Origin of the sequence: Escherichia sp. WS2035 (assembly GCF_046487065.1) — a bacterium.
Classification (GTDB): Bacteria; Pseudomonadota; Gammaproteobacteria; order Enterobacterales; family Enterobacteriaceae; genus Escherichia; species Escherichia coli.
In genome coordinates, this window is sequence record NZ_JBJQKD010000002.1 from 351970 (window position 1) to 378131 (window position 26162).

General features: G+C 46.6%; 27 protein-coding genes, 1 pseudogene and 1 other annotated feature. Of the genes and pseudogenes, 18 read left to right on the plus strand and 10 right to left on the minus strand.

The features are described from left to right. Positions 1 to 22 precede the first annotated feature (22 nt). The 8 genes and pseudogenes from ACJHX4_RS06335 (at position 23) to wzzB (ending at position 8953) form a co-directional block, all read left to right on the plus strand. Positions 23 to 1171 (plus strand): glycosyltransferase family 4 protein, encoded by a 1149-nt coding sequence (locus ACJHX4_RS06335; protein ID WP_001296214.1) that lies wholly within the window; start codon positions 23 to 25, stop codon positions 1169 to 1171. After that, positions 1143 to 2205, plus strand: a pseudogene (locus tag ACJHX4_RS06340) (hypothetical protein). Before ACJHX4_RS06335 ends, ACJHX4_RS06340 begins: the two are co-directional and overlap by 29 nt. 225 nt (positions 2206 to 2430) lie before the next feature. Continuing rightward, a complete protein-coding gene (locus ACJHX4_RS06345) occupies positions 2431 to 3036 on the plus strand; it encodes an LPS biosynthesis protein (RefSeq protein ID WP_001296213.1) in 606 nt (201 codons plus the stop codon). Next, positions 3021 to 4121 carry a glycosyltransferase gene (locus ACJHX4_RS06350; protein ID WP_000517629.1) on the plus strand — a complete coding sequence of 367 codons (1101 nt, stop codon included), beginning with the start codon at positions 3021 to 3023 and terminating at the stop codon, positions 4119 to 4121. The genes ACJHX4_RS06345 and ACJHX4_RS06350 overlap by 16 nt, the downstream gene beginning before the upstream one ends. Before the next feature lies 1 nt (position 4122). Then, a complete protein-coding gene (locus tag ACJHX4_RS06355; RefSeq protein WP_000262536.1) occupies positions 4123 to 4914 on the plus strand; it encodes a glycosyltransferase in 792 nt (263 codons plus the stop codon). A gap of 96 nt (positions 4915 to 5010) precedes the next feature. Beyond that, the gene (gene gndA / locus ACJHX4_RS06360) at positions 5011 to 6417 is read left to right on the plus strand and encodes an NADP-dependent phosphogluconate dehydrogenase (RefSeq protein ID WP_000043486.1); all 1407 of its coding nucleotides are present in this window, start codon (positions 5011 to 5013) and stop codon (positions 6415 to 6417) included. A 246-nt stretch (positions 6418 to 6663) separates the two neighbouring features. After that, complete coding sequence (gene ugd / locus ACJHX4_RS06365; RefSeq protein WP_000704867.1) at positions 6664 to 7830, plus strand: UDP-glucose 6-dehydrogenase; 1167 nt, start codon at positions 6664 to 6666, stop codon at positions 7828 to 7830. Positions 7831 to 7975: 145 nt separating this feature from the next. Then, positions 7976 to 8953: an LPS O-antigen chain length determinant protein WzzB gene (gene wzzB, locus ACJHX4_RS06370; RefSeq protein WP_001531810.1), complete on the plus strand. Its 978-nt coding sequence runs from the start codon at positions 7976 to 7978 to the stop codon at positions 8951 to 8953. Positions 8954 to 9138: 185 nt separating this feature from the next. On the opposite strand, the gene hisIE is transcribed toward wzzB, so the two are convergent. The 9 genes from hisIE to hisL all read right to left on the minus strand — a co-directional run bounded on the left by hisIE (position 9139) and on the right by hisL (position 16368). Next, positions 9139 to 9750: a bifunctional phosphoribosyl-AMP cyclohydrolase/phosphoribosyl-ATP diphosphatase HisIE gene (gene hisIE / locus ACJHX4_RS06375; protein WP_000954913.1), complete on the minus strand. Its 612-nt coding sequence runs from the start codon at positions 9748 to 9750 to the stop codon at positions 9139 to 9141. Further along, a complete protein-coding gene (hisF, locus tag ACJHX4_RS06380; RefSeq protein WP_000880182.1) occupies positions 9744 to 10520 on the minus strand; it encodes an imidazole glycerol phosphate synthase subunit HisF in 777 nt (258 codons plus the stop codon). Before hisF ends, hisIE begins: the two co-directional genes overlap by 7 nt. Then, the gene (hisA, locus tag ACJHX4_RS06385; RefSeq protein WP_000586468.1) at positions 10502 to 11239 is read right to left on the minus strand and encodes a 1-(5-phosphoribosyl)-5-[(5-phosphoribosylamino)methylideneamino]imidazole-4-carboxamide isomerase; all 738 of its coding nucleotides are present in this window, start codon (positions 11237 to 11239) and stop codon (positions 10502 to 10504) included. Before hisA ends, hisF begins: the two co-directional genes overlap by 19 nt. Further along, the gene (gene hisH, locus ACJHX4_RS06390) at positions 11239 to 11829 is read right to left on the minus strand and encodes an imidazole glycerol phosphate synthase subunit HisH (protein WP_001103571.1); all 591 of its coding nucleotides are present in this window, start codon (positions 11827 to 11829) and stop codon (positions 11239 to 11241) included. The genes hisA and hisH overlap by 1 nt, the downstream gene beginning before the upstream one ends. Next, on the minus strand, positions 11829 to 12896 hold the full coding sequence (gene hisB, locus ACJHX4_RS06395; protein ID WP_000080057.1) for a bifunctional histidinol-phosphatase/imidazoleglycerol-phosphate dehydratase HisB: 1068 nt from the start codon (positions 12894 to 12896) through the stop codon (positions 11829 to 11831). The genes hisH and hisB overlap by 1 nt, the downstream gene beginning before the upstream one ends. Further along, positions 12896 to 13966 (minus strand): histidinol-phosphate transaminase, encoded by a 1071-nt coding sequence (gene hisC, locus ACJHX4_RS06400; RefSeq protein ID WP_000108967.1) that lies wholly within the window; start codon positions 13964 to 13966, stop codon positions 12896 to 12898. The genes hisB and hisC overlap by 1 nt, the downstream gene beginning before the upstream one ends. Then, the gene (gene hisD / locus ACJHX4_RS06405; RefSeq protein WP_001296211.1) at positions 13963 to 15267 is read right to left on the minus strand and encodes a histidinol dehydrogenase; all 1305 of its coding nucleotides are present in this window, start codon (positions 15265 to 15267) and stop codon (positions 13963 to 13965) included. The genes hisC and hisD overlap by 4 nt, the downstream gene beginning before the upstream one ends. A 5-nt stretch (positions 15268 to 15272) precedes the next feature. Then, on the minus strand, positions 15273 to 16172 hold the full coding sequence (gene hisG, locus ACJHX4_RS06410) for an ATP phosphoribosyltransferase (protein ID WP_000131782.1): 900 nt from the start codon (positions 16170 to 16172) through the stop codon (positions 15273 to 15275). A 46-nt stretch (positions 16173 to 16218) separates the two neighbouring features. Then, positions 16219 to 16342, minus strand: a sequence feature (His leader region). Beyond that, complete coding sequence (hisL, locus tag ACJHX4_RS06415) at positions 16318 to 16368, minus strand: his operon leader peptide (protein WP_001364200.1); 51 nt, start codon at positions 16366 to 16368, stop codon at positions 16318 to 16320. It overlaps the preceding feature by 25 nt. Positions 16369 to 16650: 282 nt before the next feature. Here hisL and yefM point away from each other — a divergent pair, with 282 nt between their 5' ends. The 7 genes from yefM (at position 16651) to tnpA (ending at position 21335) form a co-directional block, all read left to right on the plus strand. Beyond that, on the plus strand, positions 16651 to 16902 hold the full coding sequence (gene yefM / locus ACJHX4_RS06420; protein WP_001259253.1) for a YoeB-YefM toxin-antitoxin system antitoxin YefM: 252 nt from the start codon (positions 16651 to 16653) through the stop codon (positions 16900 to 16902). Then, entirely contained in the window at positions 16899 to 17153 is a 255-nt protein-coding gene (gene yoeB, locus ACJHX4_RS06425; protein WP_000767819.1) for a type II toxin-antitoxin system mRNA interferase toxin YoeB, read from the plus strand. The genes yefM and yoeB overlap by 4 nt, the downstream gene beginning before the upstream one ends. An 82-nt stretch (positions 17154 to 17235) precedes the next feature. Further along, positions 17236 to 18060 carry an SDR family oxidoreductase gene (locus tag ACJHX4_RS06430; protein WP_000754737.1) on the plus strand — a complete coding sequence of 275 codons (825 nt, stop codon included), beginning with the start codon at positions 17236 to 17238 and terminating at the stop codon, positions 18058 to 18060. A 45-nt stretch (positions 18061 to 18105) separates the two neighbouring features. Continuing rightward, positions 18106 to 19035, plus strand: a complete 930-nt coding sequence (locus ACJHX4_RS06435; RefSeq protein ID WP_000803366.1) for a LysR substrate-binding domain-containing protein — start codon at positions 18106 to 18108, stop codon at positions 19033 to 19035. 214 nt (positions 19036 to 19249) lie between these two features. Beyond that, positions 19250 to 19312, plus strand: a complete 63-nt coding sequence (gene yoeI, locus ACJHX4_RS06440) for a membrane protein YoeI (protein WP_010723108.1) — start codon at positions 19250 to 19252, stop codon at positions 19310 to 19312. Continuing rightward, complete coding sequence (gene plaP, locus ACJHX4_RS06445; protein ID WP_000019194.1) at positions 19302 to 20660, plus strand: putrescine/proton symporter PlaP; 1359 nt, start codon at positions 19302 to 19304, stop codon at positions 20658 to 20660. The genes yoeI and plaP overlap by 11 nt, the downstream gene beginning before the upstream one ends. Positions 20661 to 20876: 216 nt before the next feature. Next, positions 20877 to 21335: an IS200/IS605-like element IS200C family transposase gene (gene tnpA / locus ACJHX4_RS06450; RefSeq protein ID WP_001531805.1), complete on the plus strand. Its 459-nt coding sequence runs from the start codon at positions 20877 to 20879 to the stop codon at positions 21333 to 21335. A 110-nt stretch (positions 21336 to 21445) separates the two neighbouring features. On the opposite strand, the gene sbcB is transcribed toward tnpA, so the two are convergent. Beyond that, entirely contained in the window at positions 21446 to 22873 is a 1428-nt protein-coding gene (sbcB, locus tag ACJHX4_RS06455) for an exodeoxyribonuclease I (protein ID WP_000980556.1), read from the minus strand. A gap of 208 nt (positions 22874 to 23081) precedes the next feature. Here sbcB and dacD point away from each other — a divergent pair, with 208 nt between their 5' ends. The 3 genes from dacD (at position 23082) to ACJHX4_RS06470 (ending at position 26096) form a co-directional block, all read left to right on the plus strand. Next, positions 23082 to 24248: a serine-type D-Ala-D-Ala carboxypeptidase DacD gene (dacD, locus tag ACJHX4_RS06460; RefSeq protein WP_001296209.1), complete on the plus strand. Its 1167-nt coding sequence runs from the start codon at positions 23082 to 23084 to the stop codon at positions 24246 to 24248. A gap of 118 nt (positions 24249 to 24366) precedes the next feature. Continuing rightward, positions 24367 to 24840, plus strand: coding sequence for a DNA gyrase inhibitor SbmC (gene sbmC / locus ACJHX4_RS06465; protein WP_001105368.1), 474 nt, complete (start codon positions 24367 to 24369; stop codon positions 24838 to 24840). Positions 24841 to 25037: 197 nt separating this feature from the next. Then, the gene (locus ACJHX4_RS06470; RefSeq protein WP_001200889.1) at positions 25038 to 26096 is read left to right on the plus strand and encodes an FUSC family protein; all 1059 of its coding nucleotides are present in this window, start codon (positions 25038 to 25040) and stop codon (positions 26094 to 26096) included. The last annotated feature ends 66 nt before the right edge of the window (positions 26097 to 26162 follow it).

The following is a 26162-nucleotide window of genomic DNA, read 5'->3' on the forward strand; positions in this document are numbered from 1 at the left end:
ATATGTTATTAAAGGGTATTTAATGAAAGTGGCTTTTTTATCTGCTTATGATCCACTATCTACATCCAGTTGGTCTGGCACACCTTATTATATGCTAAAGGCATTATCGAAGAGAAATATTTCCATTGAAATATTAGGACCGGTAAATAGCTATATGATATACATGTTAAAAGTATATAAATTAATATTAAGGTGTTTCGGAAAAGAATATGATTATAGTCATTCGAAGTTGCTTTCCAGGTATTACGGTAGAATATTCGGTAGGAAATTAAAAAAAATTGATGGTTTGGATTTTATTATCGCACCTGCAGGTTCCTCACAAATTGCTTTTTTAAAAACAACCATACCAATAATATATCTATCGGATACAACATATGATCAATTAAAAAGCTATTATCCGAATTTAAATAAAAAAACAATTATAAATGATGAGGATGCAAGTTTAATCGAACGCAAGGCTATTGAAAAAGCAACAGTAGTATCTTTCCCATCTAAATGGGCAATGGATTTTTGCAGGAATTATTACAGATTAGATTTTGATAAATTAGTTGAAATACCATGGGGGGCTAATTTATTTGATGATATTCACTTTGCTAATAAAAATATAATTCAAAAGAATAGTTATACTTGTCTTTTCTTGGGAGTTGATTGGGAAAGAAAAGGTGGGAAAACAGCCTTGAAAGCAATTGAATATGTAAGGCAGTTATATGGGATCGATGTTAGACTAAAAATTTGTGGATGTACTCCGAATCAAAAGATTTTACCTACTTGGGTTGAATTAATTGATAAAGTAGATAAAAATAACGTTGACGAATATCAGAAATTCATCGATGTGTTATCTAACGCTGATATACTTCTTTTACCAACCATTGCTGAATGTTATGGAATGGTATTTTGTGAAGCTGCTGCTTTTGGATTGCCTGTTGTCGCTACAGATACAGGTGGAGTCAGTTCTATAGTTATCAACGAAAGGACGGGGATATTAATTAAAGACCCGTTAGACTATAAGCACTTTGGAAATGCAATTCATAAAATAATTAGTTCCGTAGAGACTTATCAAAACTACTCCCAAAACGCAAGAATTAGATATAATAATATATTGCATTGGGACAATTGGGCTAAAAAGATAATTGAGATTATGTATGAGCATAAGAATAGAAGAATCAAATAGCACAAAAAGAATTATATGTTTATTTATACTTTTTCTTGTTTTCCCTGATTTTTTGTTTTATACATTAGGGGTTGATAATTTTAGCATTTCAACGATAATCTCAATTACATTGCTTTTTGTTTTTTTAAGAGCTAAAAATATTTGCAAAGATAATTTTCTAATAATAGTAGCGTTATTCATATTGTTGTGTTTTAACTGTTTGTTAAGTATGCTATTTAATATTGAACAGGCTTTAACATTTAAAGTTGTACTTTCAATATATAGCATCTTAATAATGGCATACGTCTCCTCTTGTTATGCACAGACGTTGTGGTTATGTTCTGAAGAAATACTTAAGAGATCCGTCTTTTATTTGTTCGCATTTCTTTGCCTTATTGGCATTATAAGTATTCTTTTACAGAAGACTGAGATTATACATGATAAAAGTATGATTCTTTTTCCTGAACCATCAGCATTTGCATTGGTTTTTATACCTATCTTTTCATTTTGTTTATACTATACAAGAGGGGGGGGGCTACTATTGCTCTATATATTATCTTTGGGTATTGCGTTAGGTATCCAGAATTTAACAATGTTGGTAGGCATTGTGATTAGTGTTTTTGTGATGAAAAAAATAACTATAAGGCAAACTATTGTTATACTTTTGGGGGCATGGATTTTTTCCATGATATTAAGTGATTTAGACATTTCTTACTATACATCGCGGCTTGATTTTAAAAATACTACGAACCTATCAGTGCTTGTATATCTTTCAGGAATTGAAAGAGCTTTCTTGAATTTTATTACAAGTTATGGTCTTGGTATTGGTTTTCAACAAATGGGAGTGAATGGGGAGATAGGAATATATCAACAAATTTTAGCTGAACTTGATGCCCCTATGTTAAATATATACGATGGCTCATTTATTTCTTCTAAGTTAATATCTGAGTTTGGGGTTATTGGTGCATTAATGTGTATTTTCTATTTTTTTTATTTTTCCCGATTTTATCTGCGTTTCAAAAAAAGTAAGAGATATTCACCGCAGTATATTTTAGCATATAGCTTCTACATGTGTTTCTTCATCCCTCTTTTTATACGTGGTGCTGGTTATATAAACCCCTATGTGTTTATGTTATTTTCATCAATATTTTTGTGCAAATATCACGCTAAAAATATCTTGATGAAATCTAATGTCCAGATAGCTATATAATAGTAGATTATATTATCATTATCACGTAAATTACATATTAATAGCATATATGATAACTAGGACATAAATAATGTGCATTAAAAAAAAACTTAAGTTAATTAAACGATATGGCCTTTATGGTGGTCTTAGGCTTCTTAAAGATATATTCTTAACAAAATTTTTATTTTGTTCAAATGTTAGGATTATTAGATTTCCATGTTATATTAGAAAAGATGGAAGTGTTAGTTTTGGAAAAGGTTTTACATCAGGTGTAGGATTACGAGTTGATGCATTTATGGATGCCGTAGTTTCCATTGGAGAAAATGTTCAAATTAATGACTATGTTCACATCGCGGCTATTAATAATGTCATTATTGGTAGAGATACATTAATAGCAAGTAAAGTATTTATTAGTGATCATAATCATGGTATTTTTTCTAAATCCGATATCCATAGTTCACCAACTATTATTCCTTCGTCTAGGCCCCTTGAATCTGCACCTGTGTATATTGGAGAGCGTGTGTGGATTGGCGAAAATGTGACAATATTACCAGGTGCGTGTATAGGTAATGGTGTAGTTATTGGCGCAAACAGTGTTGTTCGTGGTGAGATTCCTAATAATGTGATCATTGCTGGTGTTCCAGCTAAAATTGTTAAAAAATATAACTATGAGCGTATGCAATGGGAAAGAATATAGTTGTAATATCGGCTGTTAATTTTACAACCGGAGGCCCCTTTACCGTACTAAAAAATGTGCTTACAGCAACTAAAGATAGAGCCGAATGTAAATTTATTGCACTGGTTCATAGCTCTGCTGAACTAATGGAATTATTTCCGTGGGTTGAATTTATAGAGTATCCAGAAGTCAAGTCTTCGTGGGTTAAAAGATTATATTTCGAATATATAACTTGCAATAGATTATCTAAGGTGATTAAGGCAACTCATTGGGTATGCTTACATGATATTACAGCAAATGTTAGTGTACCCTATAGATTTGTTTATTGCCACAATCCTGCACCGTTCTATAAATATTTAAGCTATCGAGATATTATAGGAGAACCTAAATTTTATCTTTTTTATCTTTTTTATGGGCTTTTATACAATATCAATATAAAAAAGAACACAGCAGTTTTTGTTCAGCAGCAGTGGCTAAAAAAAGAATTCGAAAAAAAATATAAGTTAAAGAATGTTGTTGTTAGTCGCCCTGAAGATATTTGCCCTTTTGAAAGTGATGGTTTGGTAAGAAATAATAATAAAAAGGATGTGAGGATATTTTACCCAGCAGTGCCCCGTATATTTAAAAACTTTGAAGTTATCATACGTGCTGCACAAATATTACAAGATAAAAATATTCATTTTTATCTTACTTTTGATGGTACTGAAAATAAGTATGCAAAAAGAATATATAAATTAGCTTCCGAACTGAAAAATGTACATTTCCTCGGTTACCTTAATGCAACCGAGATGGTTAACTTTTATCAAGATTCAGATATTATTTGTTTCCCATCGAAACTAGAAACGTGGGGATTACCATTATCAGAAGCTAAAACATACAAAAAATGGATATTTGCGGCAGACTTACCTTATGCTCATGAAGTTTTATATAACTATTCAAAAACTAGATATTTTCCATTTGACGATGAGAAAATACTTGTTCGCTACATATTAGAGTACACAAGTAAAAATATGCATGAAGATATAAAAAATAGTAGGGTGAATTTTAATAATGATGCATTGACTGGTTTTGAACAGTTTATTGAATATATCCTCAAGGGGAACTGACGTGGTTTATATTATAATCGTTTCACATGGCCATGATGACTATATAGAAAATCTTTTATTAAATTTAAAGTTGCCCTCTGGAAGATTTAAAATAATAGTTCGTGATAACAAAAGTTCAATGGTTTTAAAAAAAACATGCGAAAAAAATTGCGTAACCTATTTGCATGGAGGGCAATATGGATTTGGACATAATAATAACATAGCAGTGTCATATATAATTAATAACTTCATGATTATGAATAATGATTATTTTCTCTTTCTTAACCCCGATGTATTCATAACCAGTGAAAGTTTGATTAATTATGTTGATTATATAATTAGTAATGATTATAAGTTTAGCACATTATGTCTTTATCGAGATTTTACTAAAAGCAAACATGATTATTCAATACGGAGTTTTCCAACTTTATATGATTTTCTTTGTTCTTTTTTATTGGGGGTGAATAAAAGTAAAATTAAGAAGGAAAATATACTTTCTGATACTGTAGTTGATTGGTGTGCTGGCTCATTTATGCTTATTCATGCTTTAAGTTTCTTAAATGTGAATGGTTTTGATCAAAAATATTTTATGTATTGTGAAGATATTGACCTTTGTATGCGTTTAAAATTAAGTGGAGTAGATCTTTACTATACTCCCCATTTTGATGCTATTCATTATGCGCAGCATGAAAATAGAAGAATATTTACTAAAGCATTTCGATGGCATATAAGGAGTATTACGCGCTACATATTACGGAAACCAATTCTTTCTTATAAAAACTATAGAAAAATTACATCCGAACTGGTAAAGTGATTAAATAAAGTCCTAATTTTACTACTGAAATGGTATCTTTATTTAAAGATCTTTGCTTTATATACCAATTTTTTAACGCCCTGACAGGAGTAAACAATGTCAAAGCAACAGATCGGCGTCGTCGGTATGGCAGTGATGGGGCGCAACCTTGCGCTCAACATCGAAAGCCGTGGTTATACCGTCTCTATTTTCAACCGTTCCCGTGAAAAAACGGAAGAAGTGATTGCCGAAAATCCAGGCAAAAAACTGGTTCCTTACTATACGGTGAAAGAGTTTGTTGAATCTCTGGAAACGCCTCGTCGCATCCTGTTAATGGTGAAAGCAGGTGCAGGCACGGATGCTGCTATTGATTCCCTTAAGCCGTACCTCGATAAAGGTGACATCATCATTGATGGTGGTAACACCTTCTTCCAGGACACTATTCGTCGTAATCGTGAGCTTTCTGCAGAAGGCTTTAACTTCATCGGTACTGGTGTTTCTGGCGGTGAAGAAGGCGCGCTGAAAGGACCTTCCATTATGCCTGGTGGCCAGAAAGAAGCCTATGAACTGGTTGCGCCGATCCTGACCAAAATCGCCGCAGTGGCTGAAGACGGGGAGCCATGCGTTACCTATATTGGTGCCGATGGCGCAGGCCACTATGTGAAGATGGTTCACAACGGTATTGAATACGGTGATATGCAGCTGATTGCTGAAGCCTATTCTCTGCTTAAAGGTGGCCTGAACCTCACCAACGAAGAACTGGCGCAGACCTTTACCGAGTGGAATAACGGTGAACTGAGCAGCTACCTGATTGACATTACCAAAGATATCTTCACCAAAAAAGATGAAGACGGTAACTACCTGGTTGATGTGATTCTGGATGAAGCTGCAAACAAAGGTACGGGTAAATGGACCAGCCAGAGCGCGCTGGATCTCGGCGAACCGCTGTCGCTGATTACCGAGTCTGTGTTTGCACGTTATATCTCTTCTCTGAAAGATCAGCGCGTTGCCGCGTCTAAAGTTCTCTCTGGCCCGCAAGCGCAGCGAGCAGGCGACAAAGCTGAGTTTATCGAGAAGGTTCGTCGTGCGCTGTATCTGGGCAAAATCGTTTCTTACGCTCAGGGCTTCTCTCAGTTGCGTGCTGCGTCTGAAGAATACAACTGGGATCTGAACTACGGCGAAATCGCGAAGATTTTCCGTGCTGGCTGCATCATCCGTGCGCAGTTCCTGCAGAAAATCACCGATGCATACGCCGAAAATCCGCAGATCGCTAACCTGCTGCTGGCTCCGTACTTTAAGCAAATCGCCGATGACTATCAGCAGGCGCTGCGCGATGTCGTTGCTTATGCAGTACAGAACGGTATCCCGGTTCCGACCTTCGCCGCTGCGGTTGCCTATTATGACAGCTACCGTGCCGCTGTTCTGCCTGCAAACCTGATCCAGGCACAGCGTGACTATTTCGGTGCACATACTTATAAGCGCATCGATAAAGAAGGTGTGTTCCATACCGAATGGCTGGATTAATCTGACTTAACTAACAATAAATTGAGGCCCGGCGTATATTGTGCCGGGCTTTTTTTGCCATTTATCTTATAGACTAAATTTCACTGCTTAATATTAACTTAATAAATATCAGCTATTCTTATAAAGAAATTCTGAATTGTTTTTCGTTGCGTTGACCAGCTATCGACGTAGCGTTAAAACTTTTAACTCTTGTCAGGATGCTAAAAACATCATGATTCACAGTTAAGTTAATTCTGAGAGCATGAAATGAAAATTACCATTTCCGGTACTGGCTATGTAGGCTTGTCAAACGGGCTTCTAATCGCACAAAATCATGAGGTTGTGGCATTAGATATTTTACCGTCACGCGTTGCTATGCTGAATGATCGGATATCTCCTATTGTTGATAAGGAAATTCAGCAGTTTTTGCAATCAGATAAAATACACTTTAATGCCACATTAGATAAAAATGAAGCCTACCGGGATGCTGATTATGTCATCATCGCCACTCCAACCGACTATGATCCTAAAACTAATTATTTCAATACATCCAGTGTAGAATCAGTAATTAAAGACGTAGTTGAGATAAACCCTTATGCGGTTATGGTCATCAAATCAACGGTTCCCGTTGGTTTTACCGCAGCGATGCATAAAAAATATCGTACTGAAAATATTATATTCTCCCCGGAATTTCTCCGTGAGGGTAAAGCCCTTTACGATAACCTTCATCCGTCACGTATTGTCATCGGTGAGCGTTCAGAACGCGCAGAACGTTTTGCTGCGTTGTTACAGGAAGGCACGATTAAGCAAAATATCCCGACCCTGTTTACCGACTCCACTGAAGCAGAAGCGATTAAACTTTTCGCTAATACCTATCTGGCGATGCGCGTGGCGTACTTTAACGAACTGGATAGCTATGCAGAAAGTTTGGGTCTGAATACGCGTCAGATTATCGAAGGTGTTTGTCTCGACCCGCGTATCGGCAACCATTACAACAATCCGTCGTTTGGTTATGGTGGTTATTGTTTGCCGAAAGATACCAAACAGTTATTGGCGAATTATCAGTCTGTGCCGAATAACCTGATTTCGGCAATTGTCGATGCTAACCGCACGCGTAAAGATTTTATTGCCGATGCCATTTTGTCACGCAAGCCGCAAGTGGTGGGTATTTATCGTCTGATTATGAAGAGCGGTTCAGACAACTTCCGCGCGTCTTCCATTCAGGGGATTATGAAACGTATCAAGGCGAAAGGCGTTGAAGTGATCATTTACGAACCGGTGATGAAAGAAGACTCATTCTTCAACTCTCGCCTGGAACGAGATCTCGCCACTTTCAAACAACAAGCTGACGTCATTATCTCCAATCGTATGGCAGAAGAGCTTAAGGATGTGGCAGATAAGGTATACACCCGCGATCTCTTTGGTAGCGATTAACATCTTGTTATCAGGGCTATTTACGCCCTGATTGTCTTTTGTTACTTCCTCAACAATTCATTATTTTTATCACTTATCCTATAGCATTCACGAGGATTATCGCTAAACTATGCGGACTTGGAAATTTCCGTCAGTTAGGGTAATGATGAGAGTAGAAAATAATAATGTTTCTGGGCAAAACCATGACCCGGAACAGATTGATTTGATTGATTTACTAGTGCAGTTGTGGCGTGGCAAGATGACAATCATCATTTCCGTCATTGTGGCTATTGCCCTGGCTATTGGTTATTTGGCAGTAGCGAAGGAGAAATGGACGTCAACAGCAATTATCACTCAGCCCGACGTGGGGCAAATTGCTGGCTATAACAATGCCATGAATGTTATCTATGGTCAGGCTACACCGAAAGTATCGGATTTGCAGGAGACGTTAATTGGTCGCTTCAGTTCTGCCTTCTCTGCATTAGCAGAAACGCTGGATAATCAGGAAGAGCCAGAAAAACTTACCATCGAACCTTCTGTTAAGAACCAGCAATTACCATTGACTGTTTCTTATGTTGGGCAAACTGCAGAGGGCGCACAAATGAAGTTGGCCCAATACATTCAGCAAGTTGATGATAAAGTGAATCAAGAGCTAGAAAAGGATCTCAAGGACAACATTGCTCTGGGACGGAAAAACTTGCAGGACTCTTTAAGAACCCAGGAAGTGGTCGCGCAGGAACAGAAAGATCTGCGTATCCGTCAGATTCAGGAAGCGTTGCAGTATGCGAATCAGGCGCAGGTGACAAAGCCGCAGATTCAACAGACGCAGGACGTAACCCAGGATACTATGTTCCTTTTGGGGAGCGAAGCGCTGGAGTCGATGATTAAGCACGAGGCGACCCGTCCGTTGGTGTTCTCATCAAGCTACTATCAGACTCGTCAAAACCTGCTGGATATCGACAATCTTGACGTTGATAAACTTGATATTCATGCTTACCGCTATGTAATGAAACCGACGTTACCTATTCGTCGCGATAGCCCGAAAAAGGTAATTACCTTGATTCTGGCGGTGCTGCTGGGCGGCATGGTTGGCGTGGGGATTGTGTTGGGGCGTAACGCGCTGCGTAATTACAACGCGAAATAATATTATTGTGCATTTAAGAGAAACGGGCAGGGTGGTGACACCATGCCCGTTTTTTTTGCCGGATGCGATGCTGGCGCATCTTATCCGGCCTACGTGTGTTGAGATAATGTGTAGGCACGATAAGCTTGCGCATCGGGCAATGGCTCCGGATGCGACAACAACATCGCATCCGGTCAGCACGCAACTCACTGATGCCGTTTACGCAGGTTCTCAATTACCGTCGCTAAATCCAGATCCTGATCCTGCAACAACACCAGCAGGTGATACATCAAGTCAGATGCCTCGTTGGTCAGCTCAAAGCGGTCATGTACCGTTGCTGCCAGTGCGGTTTCCACGCCTTCTTCGCCCACTTTCTGCGCAATGCGTTTAGTGCCGCTGGCATACAGTTTGGCGGTGTAGGAGGTTTCCGGGTCGGCAGATTTACGTTCGGCGAGCAGTTGTTCCAGTTGATAAAGGAACAGCCACTGGTGAGCGGTGTCGCCGAAGCAGCTGCTGGTGCCTTTGTGGCAGGTCGGGCCGATGGGATTTGCCAGCACCAGTAACGTGTCGTTGTCGCAGTCCGGGGCAATACTCACCACATTGAGAATATTGCCCGACGTTTCGCCTTTGGTCCACAGTCGCTGTTTAGTGCGCGAGAAGAAGGTGACTTTGCCGCTTTCGAGGGTTTTGTCTAAGGCTTCCGGGTTCATATAGCCCAGCATTAGCACTTCGCCGGATACCGCGTGTTGCACAATCACCGGCATCAGACCGTCGGTTTTTTCCCAGTCCAGTTCGCGACGTTGTTGTTCTGTTAACATATCCTGATCTCCACGCCCTGTGTTGCCAGGTACGCTTTTAATTCACCAATATTGATTATTTGTTTGTGGAATACGGAAGCTGCCAGCGCGCCGTCAACGTCGGCATCGCGGAAGGCTTCGAGAAAGTGTTCCATGGTGCCCGCGCCACCGGAGGCAATCAGCGGGACGTGGCAAACTTCACGCACTTTTTTCAGCTGCTCGAGGTCGTAACCGTTACGCACGCCGTCCTGATTCATCATGTTGAGGACGATTTCTCCGGCACCGCGTTTTTGCACTTCCTGTACCCAGTCGAGCGTTTCCCACTGAGTAACGCGGGTGCGGCTTTCATCGCCGGTATATTGATTCACATGATATTTACCGGTTTCGGCGTCGTACCAGGTATCAATACCGACCACAATACACTGCACGCCAAAGCGATCGGCCAGGCGAGTAATTAACGTCGGGTCCGCCAGCGCAGGAGAGTTGATGGAGATTTTATCTGCGCCAAAGGAAAGAATTTTCGCGGCATCTTCCAGAGACTTAATCCCACCCGCCACACAAAACGGAATGTCGATTACTTCCGCCACGCGAGATACCCAGCTTTTATCTACCACACGGCCATCGCTGGAAGCGGTGATATCGTAGAACACCAGTTCATCTGCACCTTCTTCGGCGTAGCGTTTTGCCAGTGGCACGATATCGCCAATGATTTCATGGTTGCGAAACTGTACGCCTTTCACCACCTGACCATCACGAACGTCGAGACACGGGATTATGCGTTTTGCCAGCATGCGATGGCCTCCTTCACGGTGAATTTACCTTCCAGTAATGCACGACCAACTATTACGCCGCGCACACCAGTACCACGCAGGGCCGCCACATCGTTAATATCGCCAATGCCGCCGGAGGACTGAAACGCCACTTGCGGATATCTGGCACACACTTCTTCATATAAAAAGACGTTAGATCCCGCCAGCGTGCCGTCGCGCGAGATATCGGTACACAGCACATGTTTCAGGCCGACGGGCAGATAGGTTTCCACCAGTTGTTCCAGTGAAACGCCCGAGTTCTCTTGCCAGCCGCTGACTGCCACCTGCTTGTTGCCTTGCTCGTCGATACGGACATCCAGCGCCAGCACTAAGGCATCGGCACCAAAACGTTCAAACCAGCCCTTCACCATTTCTGGTGATTTCACCGCGGTGGAGCCAACCACCACACGCGCAACGCCTGCTTCCAGTAACGCCGCCACGTCTTCTTCGCTACGCACGCCGCCGCCAACCTGCACCGGGACGTTAACGCCCGTGACCAGGGTTTTAATCAGCGGGATTTGACGTTTAGCCGGATCTTTTGCCCCGGTCAGATCCACCAGGTGCAGTACTTCGGCACCTTGTGCGGCGTAATCCTGTAAGCGCGGCAGCGGGTCGTTACCGTAATCGCGCTGTTTGCCATAATCGCCCTGATGGAGACGCACCACGGTGCCGTCGATTAAATCTAATGCCGGAATAATCATCACATCTCCAGGAAGTTTTTCAGCAACTTAGCGCCAGCGGTACCAGAACGCTCCGGGTGGAACTGCACGCCGTAGAAGTTATCTTTTTGTACCGCCGCGGTGAACGGTTCGCCGTAATTACACTGGGCGATGGTCCACGGATTGACTGGCATTGCGTAGCTGTGAACAAAGTAAAAGTACGCGCCGTCTTCAATCCCCTGAAACAGGCGGTTGCCTGCCTGCGGGTAAACGCGGTTCCAGCCCATATGTGGCAGTGGCAGACCAAAGTCGGTCATTTTCGGCACGTCTTCTTCGATGATGCCCAGCAAGTCGACGCCGTTGCTCTCTTCGCTGCGCCGCCCCAGCAGTTGCATCCCTAAGCAGATGCCCAGCACCGGTTGGGTACAGGCTTTGATGAGATCAAACAGCTCGCGCTCGCGCACCTGGTCCATCGCCGCTTGTGCGGTGCCAACGCCGGGTAAAAACAGTTTATCGGCCAGCAACACGACGTCCGGGTCACGGCTGACTTTGGGTTCATAACCGTGACGCGCAATGGCAGACTTCACCGAGTTCAGGTTGGCGCAGCCAGTATCAAGGATCACCACGTTCATTACAGCACTCCTTTCGACGAGGGCAGGGTGTCGCCTTCCACGCGGATGGCCTGGCGCAGGGTGCGGCCAAACGCTTTGAACAGGCTCTCTACACGGTGGTGATCGTTTTTACCTTTGGTTTTCAGGTGTAGCGTCACGCCCATGGTGTATGAGAGCGAACGGAAGAAGTGCTCGATCATCTCGGTGCTGAGATCGCCCACACGCTGGTAGGTAAACTCGGCTTTATATTCCAGGTGCGGGCGACCAGAGATATCCAGTGCGCAGCGGGCAAGGCATTCGTCCATCGGCAGCACAAAACCAAACCGGCAAATACCGCGTTTGTCGCCAAGAGCAATTTTTAATGCTTCCCCCAGCGCCAGGCCGGTATCTTCGACGGTGTGATGATCGTCGATATAGAGGTCGCCTTTAACGTTGATTTCCATACGGAAACCGCCGTGGGTGGCGATCTGATCCAGCATGTGATCAAAGAAGCCAACGCCGGTGTTAATCTTGCTGCCACCCTCGCGATCCAGCCACACCTGGACGTCAATTTGCGTCTCTTTGGTGTTGCGCACTACATGGGCGTAACGGTCTCGTTTAGTGAGTTGCTCGCCAATCATTGGCCAGTTCAGGGCTTCGCGGTCGTAGCGTAAACCATTAATGCCCATGTTTTCCGCCAGTTGAATGTCGGTCGCGCGATCGCCAATCACATAACTGTTAGCGCGATCCATCGCTTGCTCAGCCAGATAACGCTCCACCAGTTTTACTTTCGGCTTACGGCAGTCGCACTCATCGGCGGGCAGGTGTGGGCAAATCAGCACTTCATCAAACTGCACGCCTTGCGAGGTGAAGATCTGCATCATCAGGTTGTGCGGGCCATCGAAATCCGCCTGCGGGAAACTTTGTGCTCCCAGACCATCCTGATTGGTGATCATCACCAGCTTATAGCCCGCTTTTTGCAGCTTCAGCAGCTCCGGGATCACGCCAGGTTCAAAGGCGAGTTTGTCAAAACGGTCCACCTGAAAATCACTCGGCGGTTCGCTAATCAGGGTTCCATCGCGATCGATAAAAAGATACTTCTGACTCATCAAACTTGCTCCGCACGTAAGGCGTCAATGACGCGCTGGCTTTCTTCACGGGTTCCGACGGTAATTCGCAGGCAGCCGCTTAAAGAGGGTTGTTTATTCTGATCACGTAAGATAATGCCCTGATCCCACAAAGATTTAAACACTGCACTGGAGGCTTTAAAGCGCGCCAGAATGTAGTTGGTTTCAGAGTCGAAAACCTGCTCCACGCAGGGGATCTCTTTCAGTGCGGCAATCAGGTATTCGCGTTCTGCAATAATTTGCGCCACCCGTTCGCGCATGGCGACGATTCCCTGCGGGCTTAACGCCTGTGCGGCAATGTCGGCAACTGGCGTCGAGAGCGGGTAGGGGGCGATCACTTTCATCAGCAGGTTGATGACTTCTTCGTTTGCCAGCGTAAATCCGCAACGAAGCCCCGCCAGAGCAAAAGCTTTCGACAGTGTGCGCAAAATAGCCAGGTGCGGATATTCCGCCAGCCAGCCAGCCAGCGATGCCTGCGGGCAAAACTCGATATAGGCTTCATCGGCAACCACAATCGCCTTACCGCGGGTTAACTCCAGCAGGGTGCGAAAATCCTGTGGGTTGATCAGTTGCCCGGTGGGGTTGTTGGGGCTGCAAACATAGACCACTTTTACGCCGTCCAGCTTGTCGGAAATGCCCTGTAAGTCCAGTTGCCAGTTTTCCAGCGTCGGCACTGTGCGGCATTCGACGCCAATGGTTTCAGCGCTGACGCTGTACATGCCGTACGTTGGCGGGCAGTAGAGGATGGCGTCTTTACCCGGTTCGCAAAAAGCGCGGATCAGCAGTTCAATACCTTCGTCCGCGCCACGGCTGACCAGCACCTGTTCCGGTTTTACGCCTGCATATTGCGCGTAATTTTCAATCACCGCTTTTGGCTGGCATTCCGGGTAGCGGTTGAGCGTTTGCTGAGTAAGCTGAAACTCCACGGCTGTGGGATATTCGTTGGCGTTCAGCCAGACGTCGCCGTTACCGCCCAGACGACGCGCCGACTGATACGGCGTCAGGTTGCGGACGTTTTCACGCGCTAAATCAGTAATAGTCACGGTGCTCATGCTTGCTCCTTAAGGACGTTAACACGCAAAGTAACGGCATTTTTGTGGGCGGTCAGGCGCTCGGCGGCGGCCAGTGTTTCAATGGTCGAAGCCAGCGCGGAGAAACCTTCTTTCGACAGTTCCTGTACGGTCATGCGTTTCTGGAAATCTGCCAGCCCGAGGCTGGAACAGGTGGCGGTGTAACCGTAAGTCGGCAGCACGTGGTTGGTGCCGGAGGCGTAATCACCTGCCGATTCCGGTGACCAGTCACCGAGAAATACCGAACCGGCGCTGGTAATGCTATCGACGAGATCGCGGGCGTTGCGGGTCTGAATGATCAGGTGCTCCGGACCGTACTGATTGGAGATCTCTACGCACTGCGCTAAATCGTTGGTTACGATCAGGCGGCTGGCGCTCAGTGCCTGACGGGCGGTTTCAGCTCTCGGCAATTCTGCCAACTGGCGTTCGACGGCCTCGGCAACGCGACGCGCCATATCAGCATCAGGTGTCAGTAAAATCACCTGTGAGTCCGGGCCGTGTTCAGCCTGGGAGAGCAAATCAGAAGCCACGAAATCCGGCGTTGCGCCGCTGTCAGCAATCACCAGCACTTCCGACGGGCCTGCGGGCATATCGATCGCCGCACCGTCCAGACGCTGGCTTACCTGGCGTTTTGCTTCGGTGACAAAGGCGTTACCCGGCCCGAAGATTTTGTCCACTTTCGGCACAGATTCCGTACCAAACGCCAGCGCGGCAATGGCCTGTGCGCCGCCGACGTTAAACACGTCCTGCACACCGCACAGTTGCGCCGCATAAAGGATCTCATCGGCAATCGGCGGCGGTGAGCACAGCACCACTTTTTTACAGCCCGCAATACGCGCCGGAGTCGCCAGCATTAATACCGTTGAGAAGAGCGGGGCGGAGCCGCCAGGAATATACAAACCCACTGAAGCCACCGGGCGCGTGACCTGCTGGCAACGCACGCCTGGCTGCGTTTCTACATCTACCGGCGGCAGTTTTTGCGCAGTGTGGAAGGTTTCAATATTCTTTACTGCCACCGCCATCGCCTGTTTTAGCTCGTCGCTCAGGCGTTCGCTGGCGGCGGCGATCTCATCAGCAGACACCTTCAGCGCGGTAACCGTGGTTTTATCAAACTTCGCGCTGTATTCACGCAGGGCCTCATCGCCACGCGTTTTCACGTTATCGAGAATATCGTTAACGGTGCGGGTAATGCTTTCAGAAGCGGAGATCGCCGGGCGCATTAACAGCTGGCGTTGTTGCTCCGCAGTACAGCTATTCCAGTCAATGATTGTGTTAAAGCTCATGGCGATCACTCCATCATCTTCTCAATCGGCAGGACCAGGATTGAACTGGCACCCAGCGCTTTCAGTTTTTCCATCGTTTCCCAGAACAGGGTTTCGCTACTCACCATGTGCATCGCTACGCGCTGTTGGTCACCCGCCAGCGGCAGAATGGTTGGGCGTTCGGCACCTGGCAGCAGGGCGATGACTTCATCCAGGCGTTCGGTCGGTGCGTGCATCATGATGTATTTTGATTCGCGCGCCTGGATCACACCCTGAATACGGGTCAGCAGTTTGTCGATCAGTTGCTGTTTGGATTCTTCCATTTCGCCATCGCGCTGGATCAGGCAGGCTTTCGAGCGGTAGATAACTTCGACTTCGCGCAGGCCGTTAGCTTCCAGCGTGGCACCGGTGGAAACCAGATCGCAAATCGCATCCGCCAGCCCGGCACGCGGCGCAACTTCGACAGAACCGTTCAGTAAGCAGGATTTAAAAGAGATACCTTTCTGGTCGAGATAACGCTTGAGCAGGTGAGGATAAGAGGTGGCGATACGTTTACCGTTTAAGGAGAGCGGACCGTCCCAGGCTTCATCAACCGGCGTTGCCAGCGAAAGGCGGCAGCCGCCGAAATCCAGACGACGCAGGGTAAAGTAGCGCGGATCTTCACCCTGGGCGCGGCGGTTAAGCAGCTCTTCTTCCAGCACGTTTTCGCCAATAATCCCAAGGTCTACCACGCCGTCCATTACCAGACCGGGAATATCGTCGTCACGCACGCGCAGAATATCAATCGGCATGTTTTCTGCCATCGCGATCAGACGCTGGGTGTGAAGATTGATTTTAATGCCACAGCGCGCCAGTAATTCGCGTGAGTCATCACTTAAACGGCCGGATTTCTGCATAGCTATGCGTAAACGAGTGTTGTCTGTCATTTTCTTATTCCTCTTTAAACCTGTCTGAACCGTTATCAATCGTGCAATAAAAAAGCCCCCGGAAGGTGATCTTCCGGGGGCTTTCTCATGCGTTCATGCGCCACTGGAAGATCTGAATGTCTTCCAGCACACATCGCCTGAAAGACTAGTCAGGATGATGGTGATGATGGTGGTGTTTAAATTGAACGCGTGTCATAAAAGTCTCTGTGAATGTTTATTCAACTGATGTCTTTTAACCTAAACCACTTTCACGTTAGAAAGCAAGGGCTTTTTTATATATTTTATGGCGATAGATTTGTTTAATGAATGAGCGGGGAAAGAAGGGGGCTAAGAGGACTGTCCTCTAACTTGACAGCACCAAAAAGAGCAAAGTCTGATTTTTCGTCTCGCTGGCAATGTCTTGATCTACAAACTAATTAATAAATAGTTAATTAACACCCATCATTGTACAATGAACTGTACAAAAGAGGAGATTTACATGCGTACAATTAGCTACAGCGAAGCGCGTCAGAATTTGTCGGCAACAATGATGAAAGCCGTTGAAGATCATGCCCCGATCCTCATTACTCGTCAGAATGGAGAGGCTTGTGTTCTGATGTCACTCGAAGAATACAACTCGCTGGAAGAGACGGCTTATCTACTGCGTTCCCCCGCTAACGCCCGGAGATTGATGGACTCAATCGATAGCCTGAAATCAGACAAAGGAACGGAAAAGGACATTATTGAGTGAAACTAATCTGGTCTGAGGAATCATGGGATGATTATCTGTACTGGCAGGAAGCAGATAAGCGAATTGTTAAAAAGATCAATGAACTTATCAAAGATACCCGCAGAACACCATTTGAAGGTAAGGGGAAACCAGAACCCCTGAAACATAACTTGTCAGGTTTCTGGTCCCGACGCATTACAGAGGAGCACCTTCTGGTATACGCGGTTACTGATGATTCACTGCTCATTGCAGCATGTCGTTATCATTATTGAAGAGATTCATTCATAGAATGAATTGTCAGTTTTGATACGCTAGCGTAGCCTTATAGATCTAAGGTGTATCAGGAGATAACGGATGAAAAAGGTCGCAATTGTCGGGTTAGGGTGGTTAGGTATGCCGCTGGCGATGTCACTTTCAGCGCGAGGCTGGCAAGTCACCGGGAGTAAAACCACACAAGATGGTGTCGAAGCGGCCCGAATGAGTGGCATTGATAGCTATCTGCTTCGCATGGAGCCTGAGTTAGTTTGCGATTCTGACGATCTGGATGCCCTTATGGATGCCGATGCGCTGGTCATTACGCTTCCGGCACGTCGTAGCGGCCCCGGCGATGAGTTCTATTTACAAGCGGTACAAGAGTTAGTGGATAGCGCGCTGGCTCATCGTATTCCCCGTATTATTTTTACCAGCTCGACGTCTGTCTATGGCGACGCACAAGGCACGGTGAAAGAAACCACCCCGCGTAATCCGGTAACCAACAGTGGACGAGTATTAGAAGAACTCGAAGACTGGCTGCACAATTTACCCGGTACTTCGGTCGATATTCTGCGTCTTGCGGGCCTGGTCGGACCGGGACGTCATCCCGGACGCTTCTTTGCCGGAAAAACCGCCCCTGATGGTGAACATGGTGTTAATTTAGTCCATTTAGAAGATGTTATTGGCGCTATCACTCTGTTGTTACAGGCACCTAAAGGCGGACACATCTATAATATATGTGCGCCAGCTCACCCTGCGCGTAATGTTTTCTATCCGCAGATGGCCCGTTTACTGGGGCTGGAACCTCCGCAGTTCAGAAATAGTCTGGACAGCGGCAAAGGTAAGATTATTGATGGCAGTCGGATTTGTAATGAACTGGGATTTGAATACCAGTATCCCGATCCGCTGGTAATGCCGCTGGAGTAAACGATCACGCCAGCAGGACGCCGCATGCACTGCAAGGGGGCGTGTATGAAACCACTGCTGGATGTGTTGATGATCCTCGATGCCTTAGAAAAAGAAGGCAGTTTTGCGGCGGCGTCAGCCAAACTCTACAAGACGCCGTCCGCTCTGAGTTACACCGTTCACAAGCTGGAAAGCGACCTTAATATTCAATTGCTTGATCGTAGCGGACACCGCGCTAAATTCACCCGTACCGGAAAAATGTTATTAGAGAAAGGGCGGGAAGTTCTGCATACCGTGCGAGAACTGGAAAAGCAGGCGATCAAACTGCATGAAGGCTGGGAAAACGAGCTGGTGATTGGCGTGGACGACACGTTTCCTTTTTCTCTGCTTGCGCCTCTCATTGAAGCTTTTTATCAACATCATAGCGTGACGCGCCTGAAGTTTATCAATGGCGTACTCGGTGGTTCCTGGGATGCCCTGACTCAGGGGCGAGCGGATATTATCGTTGGCGCGATGCATGAGCCACCATCTTCCAGTGAGTTTGGTTTCTCGCGGTTGGGCGATCTTGAACAAGTCTTTGCGGTCGCGCCTCATCATCCGTTAGCCCAGGAAGAAGAACCGTTAAACCGTCGTATCATTAAACGATATCGGGCGATTGTGGTGGGGGACACTGCGCAGGCAGGCGCTTCTACGGCCTCACAACTTCTCGACGAACAAGAAGCCATTACCGTTTTCGATTTTAAAACCAAGCTGGAGCTGCAAATTAGCGGCCTTGGCTGCGGCTATTTACCACGGTATCTGGCGCAACGTTTTCTCGATAGTGGCGCGTTAATCGAGAAGAAAGTGGTCGCCCAAACTCTCTTTGAACCCGTCTGGATTGGCTGGAATGAACAGACCGCAGGGCTTGCCAGCGGCTGGTGGCGAGATGAAATTTTAGCAAATAGTGCGATCGCCGGTGTTTATGCAAAATCTGATGACGGAAAATCAGCCATTTAAAGAAAAATTATTATGGCAAGCCTCTCATTCTCTTGTCATTTCCCCCCCATTTAGGCACAATGCGCCGCTGTCAAAAAATGACTAAAAACCGACGTTTAATTAGCGTCGGTTATTTTTTGCTTCAAACCAATCATTCATACCAAGAGGCCGGGCTTCGTACCGGATAGATATTTACTAAAAATCGACAGTTGTTGTCGCTGAGGAATCCAAAAAAATGGGGCAATTTTTTGCTTACGCGACGGTTATCACCGTAAAGGAGAATGACCATGTCGCATAACGTTACTCCAAACACCTCTCGCGTGGAATTGCGTAAAACGCTTACGTTAGTTCCGGTTGTAATGATGGGTCTAGCCTATATGCAGCCGATGACGCTGTTTGATACATTTGGTATCGTTTCAGGCCTCACGGATGGTCATGTGCCGACAGCCTATGCGTTCGCATTGATTGCGATCCTGTTTACGGCTCTGAGCTACGGGAAGCTGGTTCGCCGCTATCCTTCTGCTGGCTCTGCATACACTTACGCCCAGAAATCCATTAGCCCGACTGTCGGCTTTATGGTGGGTTGGTCTTCTCTGCTCGACTATCTGTTCGCGCCGATGATCAACATTCTGCTGGCGAAAATCTATTTTGAAGCTCTGGTGCCTTCCATTCCATCGTGGATGTTTGTGGTGGCTCTGGTGGCCTTTATGACCGCCTTTAACCTGCGTAGTCTGAAATCCGTAGCGAACTTCAACACTGTAATCGTCGTGTTGCAGATAGTGCTGATCGCGGTGATTCTGGGCATGGTTGTTTATGGCGTATTTGAAGGTGAAGGCGCTGGTACGCTGGCGAGCACTCGTCCGTTCTGGTCTGGCGATGCGCATGTTATCCCGATGATTACCGGGGCGACAATCCTGTGCTTCTCCTTTACCGGTTTTGACGGCATCAGCAACCTGTCGGAAGAAACCAAAGATGCAGAGCGCGTGATCCCGCGTGCGATTTTCCTGACCGCGCTGATCGGCGGCATGATCTTCATCTTTGCAACTTACTTCCTGCAGCTGTACTTCCCGGATATCTCTCGTTTTAAAGATCCGGATGCGTCACAGCCTGAAATCATGCTGTACGTTGCGGGTAAAGCGTTCCAGGTTGGCGCGCTGATCTTCTCCACCATTACCGTACTGGCGTCCGGTATGGCGGCGCACGCAGGCGTTGCGCGTCTGATGTACGTAATGGGTCGTGACGGCGTGTTCCCGAAAAGCTTCTTCGGTTATGTACACCCGAAATGGCGTACTCCGGCGATGAATATCATCCTGGTTGGCGCGATTGCCCTGCTGGCAATCAACTTCGACCTGGTAATGGCTACGGCGCTGATTAACTTTGGTGCGTTGGTGGCGTTCACCTTCGTTAACCTGTCGGTCATCTCGCAGTTCTGGATCCGTGAGAAGCGTAACAAAACGCTGAAAGATCACTTCCAGTATCTGTTCCTGCCGATGTGTGGTGCGCTGACCGTTGGTGCGCTGTGGGTTAACCTGGAAGAAAGCTCAATGGTTCTGGGTCTGATCTGGGCTGCTATCGGTCTGATTTACCTGGCTTGCGTAACCAAGAGTTTCCGTAACCCGGTTCCGCAGTACGAAGACGTAGCGTAATCTTACAAACCGGATGACATAATCATCCGGTAAATCTCAAAAAGCCGGAGTTTGTCGCTCCGGCTTTTTTGTTGTGCACAGAAAACCCCCAGCTAGGCTGGGGGTTCCGGAAAGCTTTCAGCTTTGAGCCAGTTATTAAAACCCCTTTTGATTTGTTAAAACACCTTGCGGTCTGGCAACTGCAAGTGTCAAACAAGAAATCAAAAGGGGGTCCCAATGGGGAACGAAAAGAGCTTAGCGCACACCCGATGGAACTGTAAATATCACATAGTATTTGCGCCAAAATACCGAAGACAGGTGTTCTACAGAGAGAAGTGTAGAGCAATAGGCTGTATTTTGAGAAAGCTGTGTGAGTGGAAAAGTGTACGGATTCTGGAAGCTGAATGCTGTGCAGATCATATCCATATGCTTGTGGAGATCCCGCCCAAAATGAGCGTATCAGGCTTTATGGGATATCTGAAAGGGAAAAGCAGTCTGATGCCTTACGAGCAGTTTGGTGATTTGAAATTCAAATACAGGAACAGGGAGTTCTGGTGCAGAGGGTATTACGTCGATACGGTGGGTAAGAACACGGCGAAGATACAGGATTACATAAAGCACCAGCTTGAAGAGGATAAAATGGGAGAGCAGTTATCGATTCCCTATCCGGGCAGCCCGTTTACGGGCCGTAAGTAACGAAGTTGGATGCAAATGTCAGATCGTGTGCGCCTGTTAGGGCGCGGCTGGTAAGAGAGCCTTAAAGGCGCATTTGAAAAACCTCCGGCTATGCCGGAGGATATTTATTTTCAGACGATCTCTTCCGCGTACTGCCAAAGCGCTTTTAACAGCGCCACTTTCTCTTTGTCATCGGCATACTGTTGTGCCAGCATCTGCAATTCATCAGCATAGCCCTGCAAAAACTCTGGCGTGAAGACCTGGCGGCGGTGCTCCAGCCAGCGTTGCTGCTCGGCATAATCCAGCGTCCCCGGGAAGTTGCGCGCTCGATAATTGAACAACAGTTTTTCAATTCGTTTATCAACAAAAGTGATATCCAGTGCCGGTAAATTACGCGGCTCGGTTTCCAGCACAATTTTCATTGCTGCACGATCGGCGTCACTGAAAAAGCCATTATAAAGCTGTGCATCCACGTTATCTGAAGGTGTAAACGGTTCGGCTTCCGCGAATATCGCCACCACTTTTTCACGCACTTGCGGATTTTCACGCAGAATTTTTAGGTTATCGAGGCAATGCTGACGATTAATTCCCAGTCGGTCGGCATCTTCCGGGCGTAGCGTATTCGCCTGGGCCAGTACCGGACATTTATTGATATGCACCAGCTTAACCGGAACGGCGGCGTTATCGCCAAGATCGGCTTTTGCGGTATATAAACGCTCGCGCAATGTGTCGCTATCCAGCTCCAGTAATGGCGAAATGTCTCCTGCCAAATCCACCAAAATTACGGCATTGCGATTTTCAGGATGCCACGCCAGCGGTGCCACCCAGCTGGTATTGCCACGCCATGCCCCAAACATTCCGGAAACGTGAACTAGGGGTTTCATCTGCGGAACATCAATCAACGCCATCAGTTTGTGTTTATTACGATGGGTAAAGAGATAATCAAACAGGCGTGGCTGACGCGTTTTTACCAGTTTCGCCATCGCAATAGTGGCGTACACATCAGCCATCGCATCGTGGGCGTTGCTATGTTCAATACCATTCGCTTTGGTTAAATGCTCAAGGCGAAAGCTCGGTAGACCGTCATCATTTTCAGGCCAGTTTATTCCTTCCGGGCGCAGGGCATAACAGGCACGCATAACATCCAGTAAATCCCAGCGCGAGTTATCATGCTGCCAGCTCCAGGCGTAAGGATCGTAGAAATTACGATAAAAAACGTTGCGTGTGACTTCGTCGTCGAAACGCACATTGTTGTAGCCCAGAATACAGGTCTTCGGTACGGTAAAAAGCGAGTGAATACGGGCGGCAAACGCGGCTTCGTTTTCTCCTTTCGCCCGTGCCTCCTGCGGGGTAATACCGGTAATTAATACTGCTCCAGGCTGGGGTAAATAGTCATCCGCGGGCTTGCAGTAAAAGACTTCGGGTTCGCCGATGACATTGAATTCGTTATCAGTGCGAATGGCTGCGAACTGTGCAGGGCGATCTAACGCGGGGTGCGTTCCAAAGGTTTCGTAATCGTGAAACAAAAAGGTAGATTGTTGCTTACCGTCATTCATCATTAGGTTAAATCCGTTATTTCTGCTGTCTGCCAGAGTATCAAATATCACCGTGCTAATCAGCTTTAGCGCGACAATTTGGCAGCGAGTGGCAACAGATCATGTCAGATAAAAATGAGATAGTAGTCACATTTTCTTGCACTTTATTCCAGCCAGTTCATAAGTATTTCCGTAAAAAGAACAGCTATTTGAAACACCTGAGGGTTTGCTGTTGAAACGCCGTCTTATTATTGCTGCTTCTTTGTTCGTTTTTAATTTATCGTCTGGTTTTGCGGCGGAAAACATTCCTTTTTCACCTCAGCCTCCAGAGATTCATGCCGGGTCCTGGGTATTGATGGATTACACCACCGGTCAGATTCTCACCGCGGGTAATGAGCATCAACAGCGCAATCCCGCCAGCCTGACAAAGCTGATGACGGGCTATGTCGTGGATCGCGCTATCGATAGTCATCGCATTACGCCAGACGATATTGTCACCGTGGGGCGTGATGCGTGGGCGAAAGATAATCCGGTGTTTGTCGGTTCTTCACTGATGTTTTTGAAAGAGGGCGATCGCGTATCGGTACGTGATTTAAGCCGTGGTTTAATTGTGGATTCCGGAAATGACGCTTGTGTTGCTCTGGCTGACTATATTGCCGGTGGGCAACGGCAGTTTGTTGAAATGATGAACAACTATGCCGAGAAGCTGCATCTCAAGGATACGCATTTTGAAACAGTGCATGGTCTGGATGCACCTGGCCAGCATAGCTCGGCTTATGATTTAGCCGTGCTTTCTCGCGCTATCATCCACGGCGAGCCCGAGTTTTATCATATGTACAGTGAGAAAAGCCTCACCTGGAACGGTATCACCCAGCAAAACCGTAACGGGTTATTGTGGGATAAAACCATGAATGTTGACGGCCTGAAAACGGGCCATACTTCTGGTGCCGGGTTTAATCTTATTGCTTCGGCTGTAGACGGGCAGCGTCGCCTCATTGCAGTGGTAATGGGGGCTGACAGCGCAAAAGGTCGTGAGGAAGAGGCAAGAAAATTACTGCGTTGGGGGCAACAAAACTTTACTACGGTGCAAATTTTGCACCGTGGGAAAAAGGTCGGTACGGAACGCATCTGGTATGGTGATAAAGAAAATATCGCCCTGGGAACGGAACAAGAGTTCTGGATGGTGCTACCGAAAGCCGAAATTCCACATATCAAAGCCAAATATACCCTTGATGGTAAAGAACTCACCGCGCCAATTAGCGCCCATCAGCGGGTAGGGGAAATTGAACTTTACGACCGTGATAAACAGGTGGCGCACTGGCCGCTGGTTACCCTGGAATCTGTCGGGGAAGGCAGCATGTTTTCCCGCCTGAGTGATTATTTCCACCATAAGGCCTGACCTTTCTTTTGCAGCAGACTGGCAGGAGTGCGAGTCTGCTCGCATAATCAACACTCATTCCTTGTGGTTTTAATATTGCAACTATACTGTATATAAAAACAGTGTTAGTGGAGGCGTCATGAACTACGAGATTAAGCAGGAAGATAAACGTACCGTTGCAGGTTTCCATCTTGTTGGCCCGTGGGAGCAGATGGTAAAGAAAGGTTTTGAGCAGTTGATGATGTGGATAGATAGCAAAAATATTGTGCCGAAGGAGTGGGTTGCTGTCTATTACGACAATCCAGATGAAACACCCGCCGAAAAATTACGCTGCGACACCGTCGTGACGGTACCGAATAACTTTACGCTCCCCGAAAACAGTGAGGGCGTCATTCTGACAGAAATTTCAGGTGGTCAGTATGCGGTGGCGGTGGCTCGTGTAGTCGGTGATGATTTTGCTAAACCCTGGTATCAGTTCTTTAATAGCCTCTTGCAGGACAGTGCTTATGAAATGTTACCAAAGCCCTGCTTCGAGGTTTACTTGAACAATGGCGCGGAAGATGGGTACTGGGATATCGAAATGTATGTTGCGGTGCAGCCAAAACATCACTAATTCATCTCAGGGCGGTGTGTTAACGCGAAGACCACTCTTTTTTTGAAAGCGAAAAGAGTAAGATGCGCCTTTCAAATTTTTCGCTCCTGCCGGGAAATTACACTGTTCCCGGTATGTCCGTCGGATAACTCAGAGGCGCGCCTTCTGGCCGACAGATGTGTTATGAGCGCTTTTCATCTTCATTACGGAGTTTCTGCGTGCGTGCCGATAAGTCATTAAGCCCGTTTGAAATCCGGGTATACCGCCATTACCGCATTGTGCATGGTACTCGGGTCGCGCTGGCATTCCTGCTCACTTTTCTCATTATCCGCCTGTTTACTATCCCGGAAAGCACCTGGCCGCTGGTCACCATGGTGGTGATTATGGGGCCAATCTCGTTCTGGGGGAACGTTGTCCCTCGTGCCTTCGAACGTATTGGCGGTACGGTGTTGGGTTCGATTTTAGGTCTTATCGCTCTGCAACTGGAGTTAATTTCGTTACCGCTGATGTTAGTCTGGTGCGCGGCGGCGATGTTTCTTTGCGGTTGGCTGGCGCTGGGCAAGAAACCGTATCAAGGATTATTGATTGGGGTGACGCTGGCAATTGTTGTGGGTTCCCCGACAGGTGAAATTGATACGGCGTTATGGCGAAGCGGCGATGTGATCCTCGGCTCTTTACTGGCAATGTTGTTTACCGGTATCTGGCCACAACGGGCGTTCATCCACTGGCGCATTCAACTGGCGAAAAGTCTGACCGAGTATAATCGGGTCTATCAATCTGCATTCTCACCGAACTTACTCGAACGCCCACGTCTGGAAAGCCATCTACAAAAACTCCTGACCGATGCCGTGAAAATGCGTGGGCTGATTGCGCCCGCCAGCAAAGAAACCCGTATTCCCAAATCGATATATGAAGGTATCCAGACCATTAATCGCAATCTGGTTTGTATGCTGGAGTTGCAAATCAATGCATACTGGGCCACGCGCCCCAGCCATTTCGTGTTATTGAACGCGCAAAAACTTCGTGATACCCAGCACATGATGCAGCAAATACTGCTGAGCCTTGTTCATGCGCTGTACGAAGGTAATCCGCAGCCGGTTTTTGCCAATACGGAAAAATTGAACGATGCTGTGGAAGAGCTGCGTCAGTTGCTCGATAACCACCATGACCTGAAAGTCTTGGAAACACCAATCTATGGTTATGTGTGGCTGAACATGGAAACGGCACATCAGCTTGAGTTGCTATCGAATCTGATTTGCCGGGCCTTGCGCAAATAATTCCTGAACTTCAGAATCATCTTGCTGCTGCTTCGATTCAGCAAGGATAAAGGGTATGATAGTGAA

What these genes read in the sequence shown, in the direction of transcription:
- hisH (WP_001103571.1), bottom strand. Translation starts at nt 11,829, where the DNA reads ATGAACGTGGTGATCCTTGATACTGGCTGCGCCAACCTGAACTCGGTG.
- sbcB (WP_000980556.1), bottom strand. Translation starts at nt 22,873, where the DNA reads ATGATGAATGACGGTAAGCAACAATCTACCTTTTTGTTTCACGATTAC.
- ACJHX4_RS06345 (WP_001296213.1), top strand. Translation starts at nt 2,431, where the DNA reads ATGTGCATTAAAAAAAAACTTAAGTTAATTAAACGATATGGCCTTTAT.
- tnpA (WP_001531805.1), top strand. Translation starts at nt 20,877, where the DNA reads ATGGGGAACGAAAAGAGCTTAGCGCACACCCGATGGAACTGTAAATAT.
- hisG (WP_000131782.1), bottom strand. Translation starts at nt 16,172, where the DNA reads ATGACAGACAACACTCGTTTACGCATAGCTATGCAGAAATCCGGCCGT.
- hisA (WP_000586468.1), bottom strand. Translation starts at nt 11,239, where the DNA reads ATGATTATTCCGGCATTAGATTTAATCGACGGCACCGTGGTGCGTCTC.
- ACJHX4_RS06335 (WP_001296214.1), top strand. Translation starts at nt 23, where the DNA reads ATGAAAGTGGCTTTTTTATCTGCTTATGATCCACTATCTACATCCAGT.
- hisD (WP_001296211.1), bottom strand. Translation starts at nt 15,267, where the DNA reads ATGAGCTTTAACACAATCATTGACTGGAATAGCTGTACTGCGGAGCAA.
- plaP (WP_000019194.1), top strand. Translation starts at nt 19,302, where the DNA reads ATGTCGCATAACGTTACTCCAAACACCTCTCGCGTGGAATTGCGTAAA.
- ACJHX4_RS06350 (WP_000517629.1), top strand. Translation starts at nt 3,021, where the DNA reads ATGGGAAAGAATATAGTTGTAATATCGGCTGTTAATTTTACAACCGGA.
- ACJHX4_RS06430 (WP_000754737.1), top strand. Translation starts at nt 17,236, where the DNA reads ATGAAAAAGGTCGCAATTGTCGGGTTAGGGTGGTTAGGTATGCCGCTG.
- hisC (WP_000108967.1), bottom strand. Translation starts at nt 13,966, where the DNA reads ATGAGCACCGTGACTATTACTGATTTAGCGCGTGAAAACGTCCGCAAC.
- hisF (WP_000880182.1), bottom strand. Translation starts at nt 10,520, where the DNA reads ATGCTGGCAAAACGCATAATCCCGTGTCTCGACGTTCGTGATGGTCAG.
- yefM (WP_001259253.1), top strand. Translation starts at nt 16,651, where the DNA reads ATGCGTACAATTAGCTACAGCGAAGCGCGTCAGAATTTGTCGGCAACA.
- gndA (WP_000043486.1), top strand. Translation starts at nt 5,011, where the DNA reads ATGTCAAAGCAACAGATCGGCGTCGTCGGTATGGCAGTGATGGGGCGC.
- hisIE (WP_000954913.1), bottom strand. Translation starts at nt 9,750, where the DNA reads ATGTTAACAGAACAACAACGTCGCGAACTGGACTGGGAAAAAACCGAC.
- ACJHX4_RS06435 (WP_000803366.1), top strand. Translation starts at nt 18,106, where the DNA reads ATGAAACCACTGCTGGATGTGTTGATGATCCTCGATGCCTTAGAAAAA.
- wzzB (WP_001531810.1), top strand. Translation starts at nt 7,976, where the DNA reads ATGAGAGTAGAAAATAATAATGTTTCTGGGCAAAACCATGACCCGGAA.
- hisB (WP_000080057.1), bottom strand. Translation starts at nt 12,896, where the DNA reads ATGAGTCAGAAGTATCTTTTTATCGATCGCGATGGAACCCTGATTAGC.
- ugd (WP_000704867.1), top strand. Translation starts at nt 6,664, where the DNA reads ATGAAAATTACCATTTCCGGTACTGGCTATGTAGGCTTGTCAAACGGG.
- sbmC (WP_001105368.1), top strand. Translation starts at nt 24,367, where the DNA reads ATGAACTACGAGATTAAGCAGGAAGATAAACGTACCGTTGCAGGTTTC.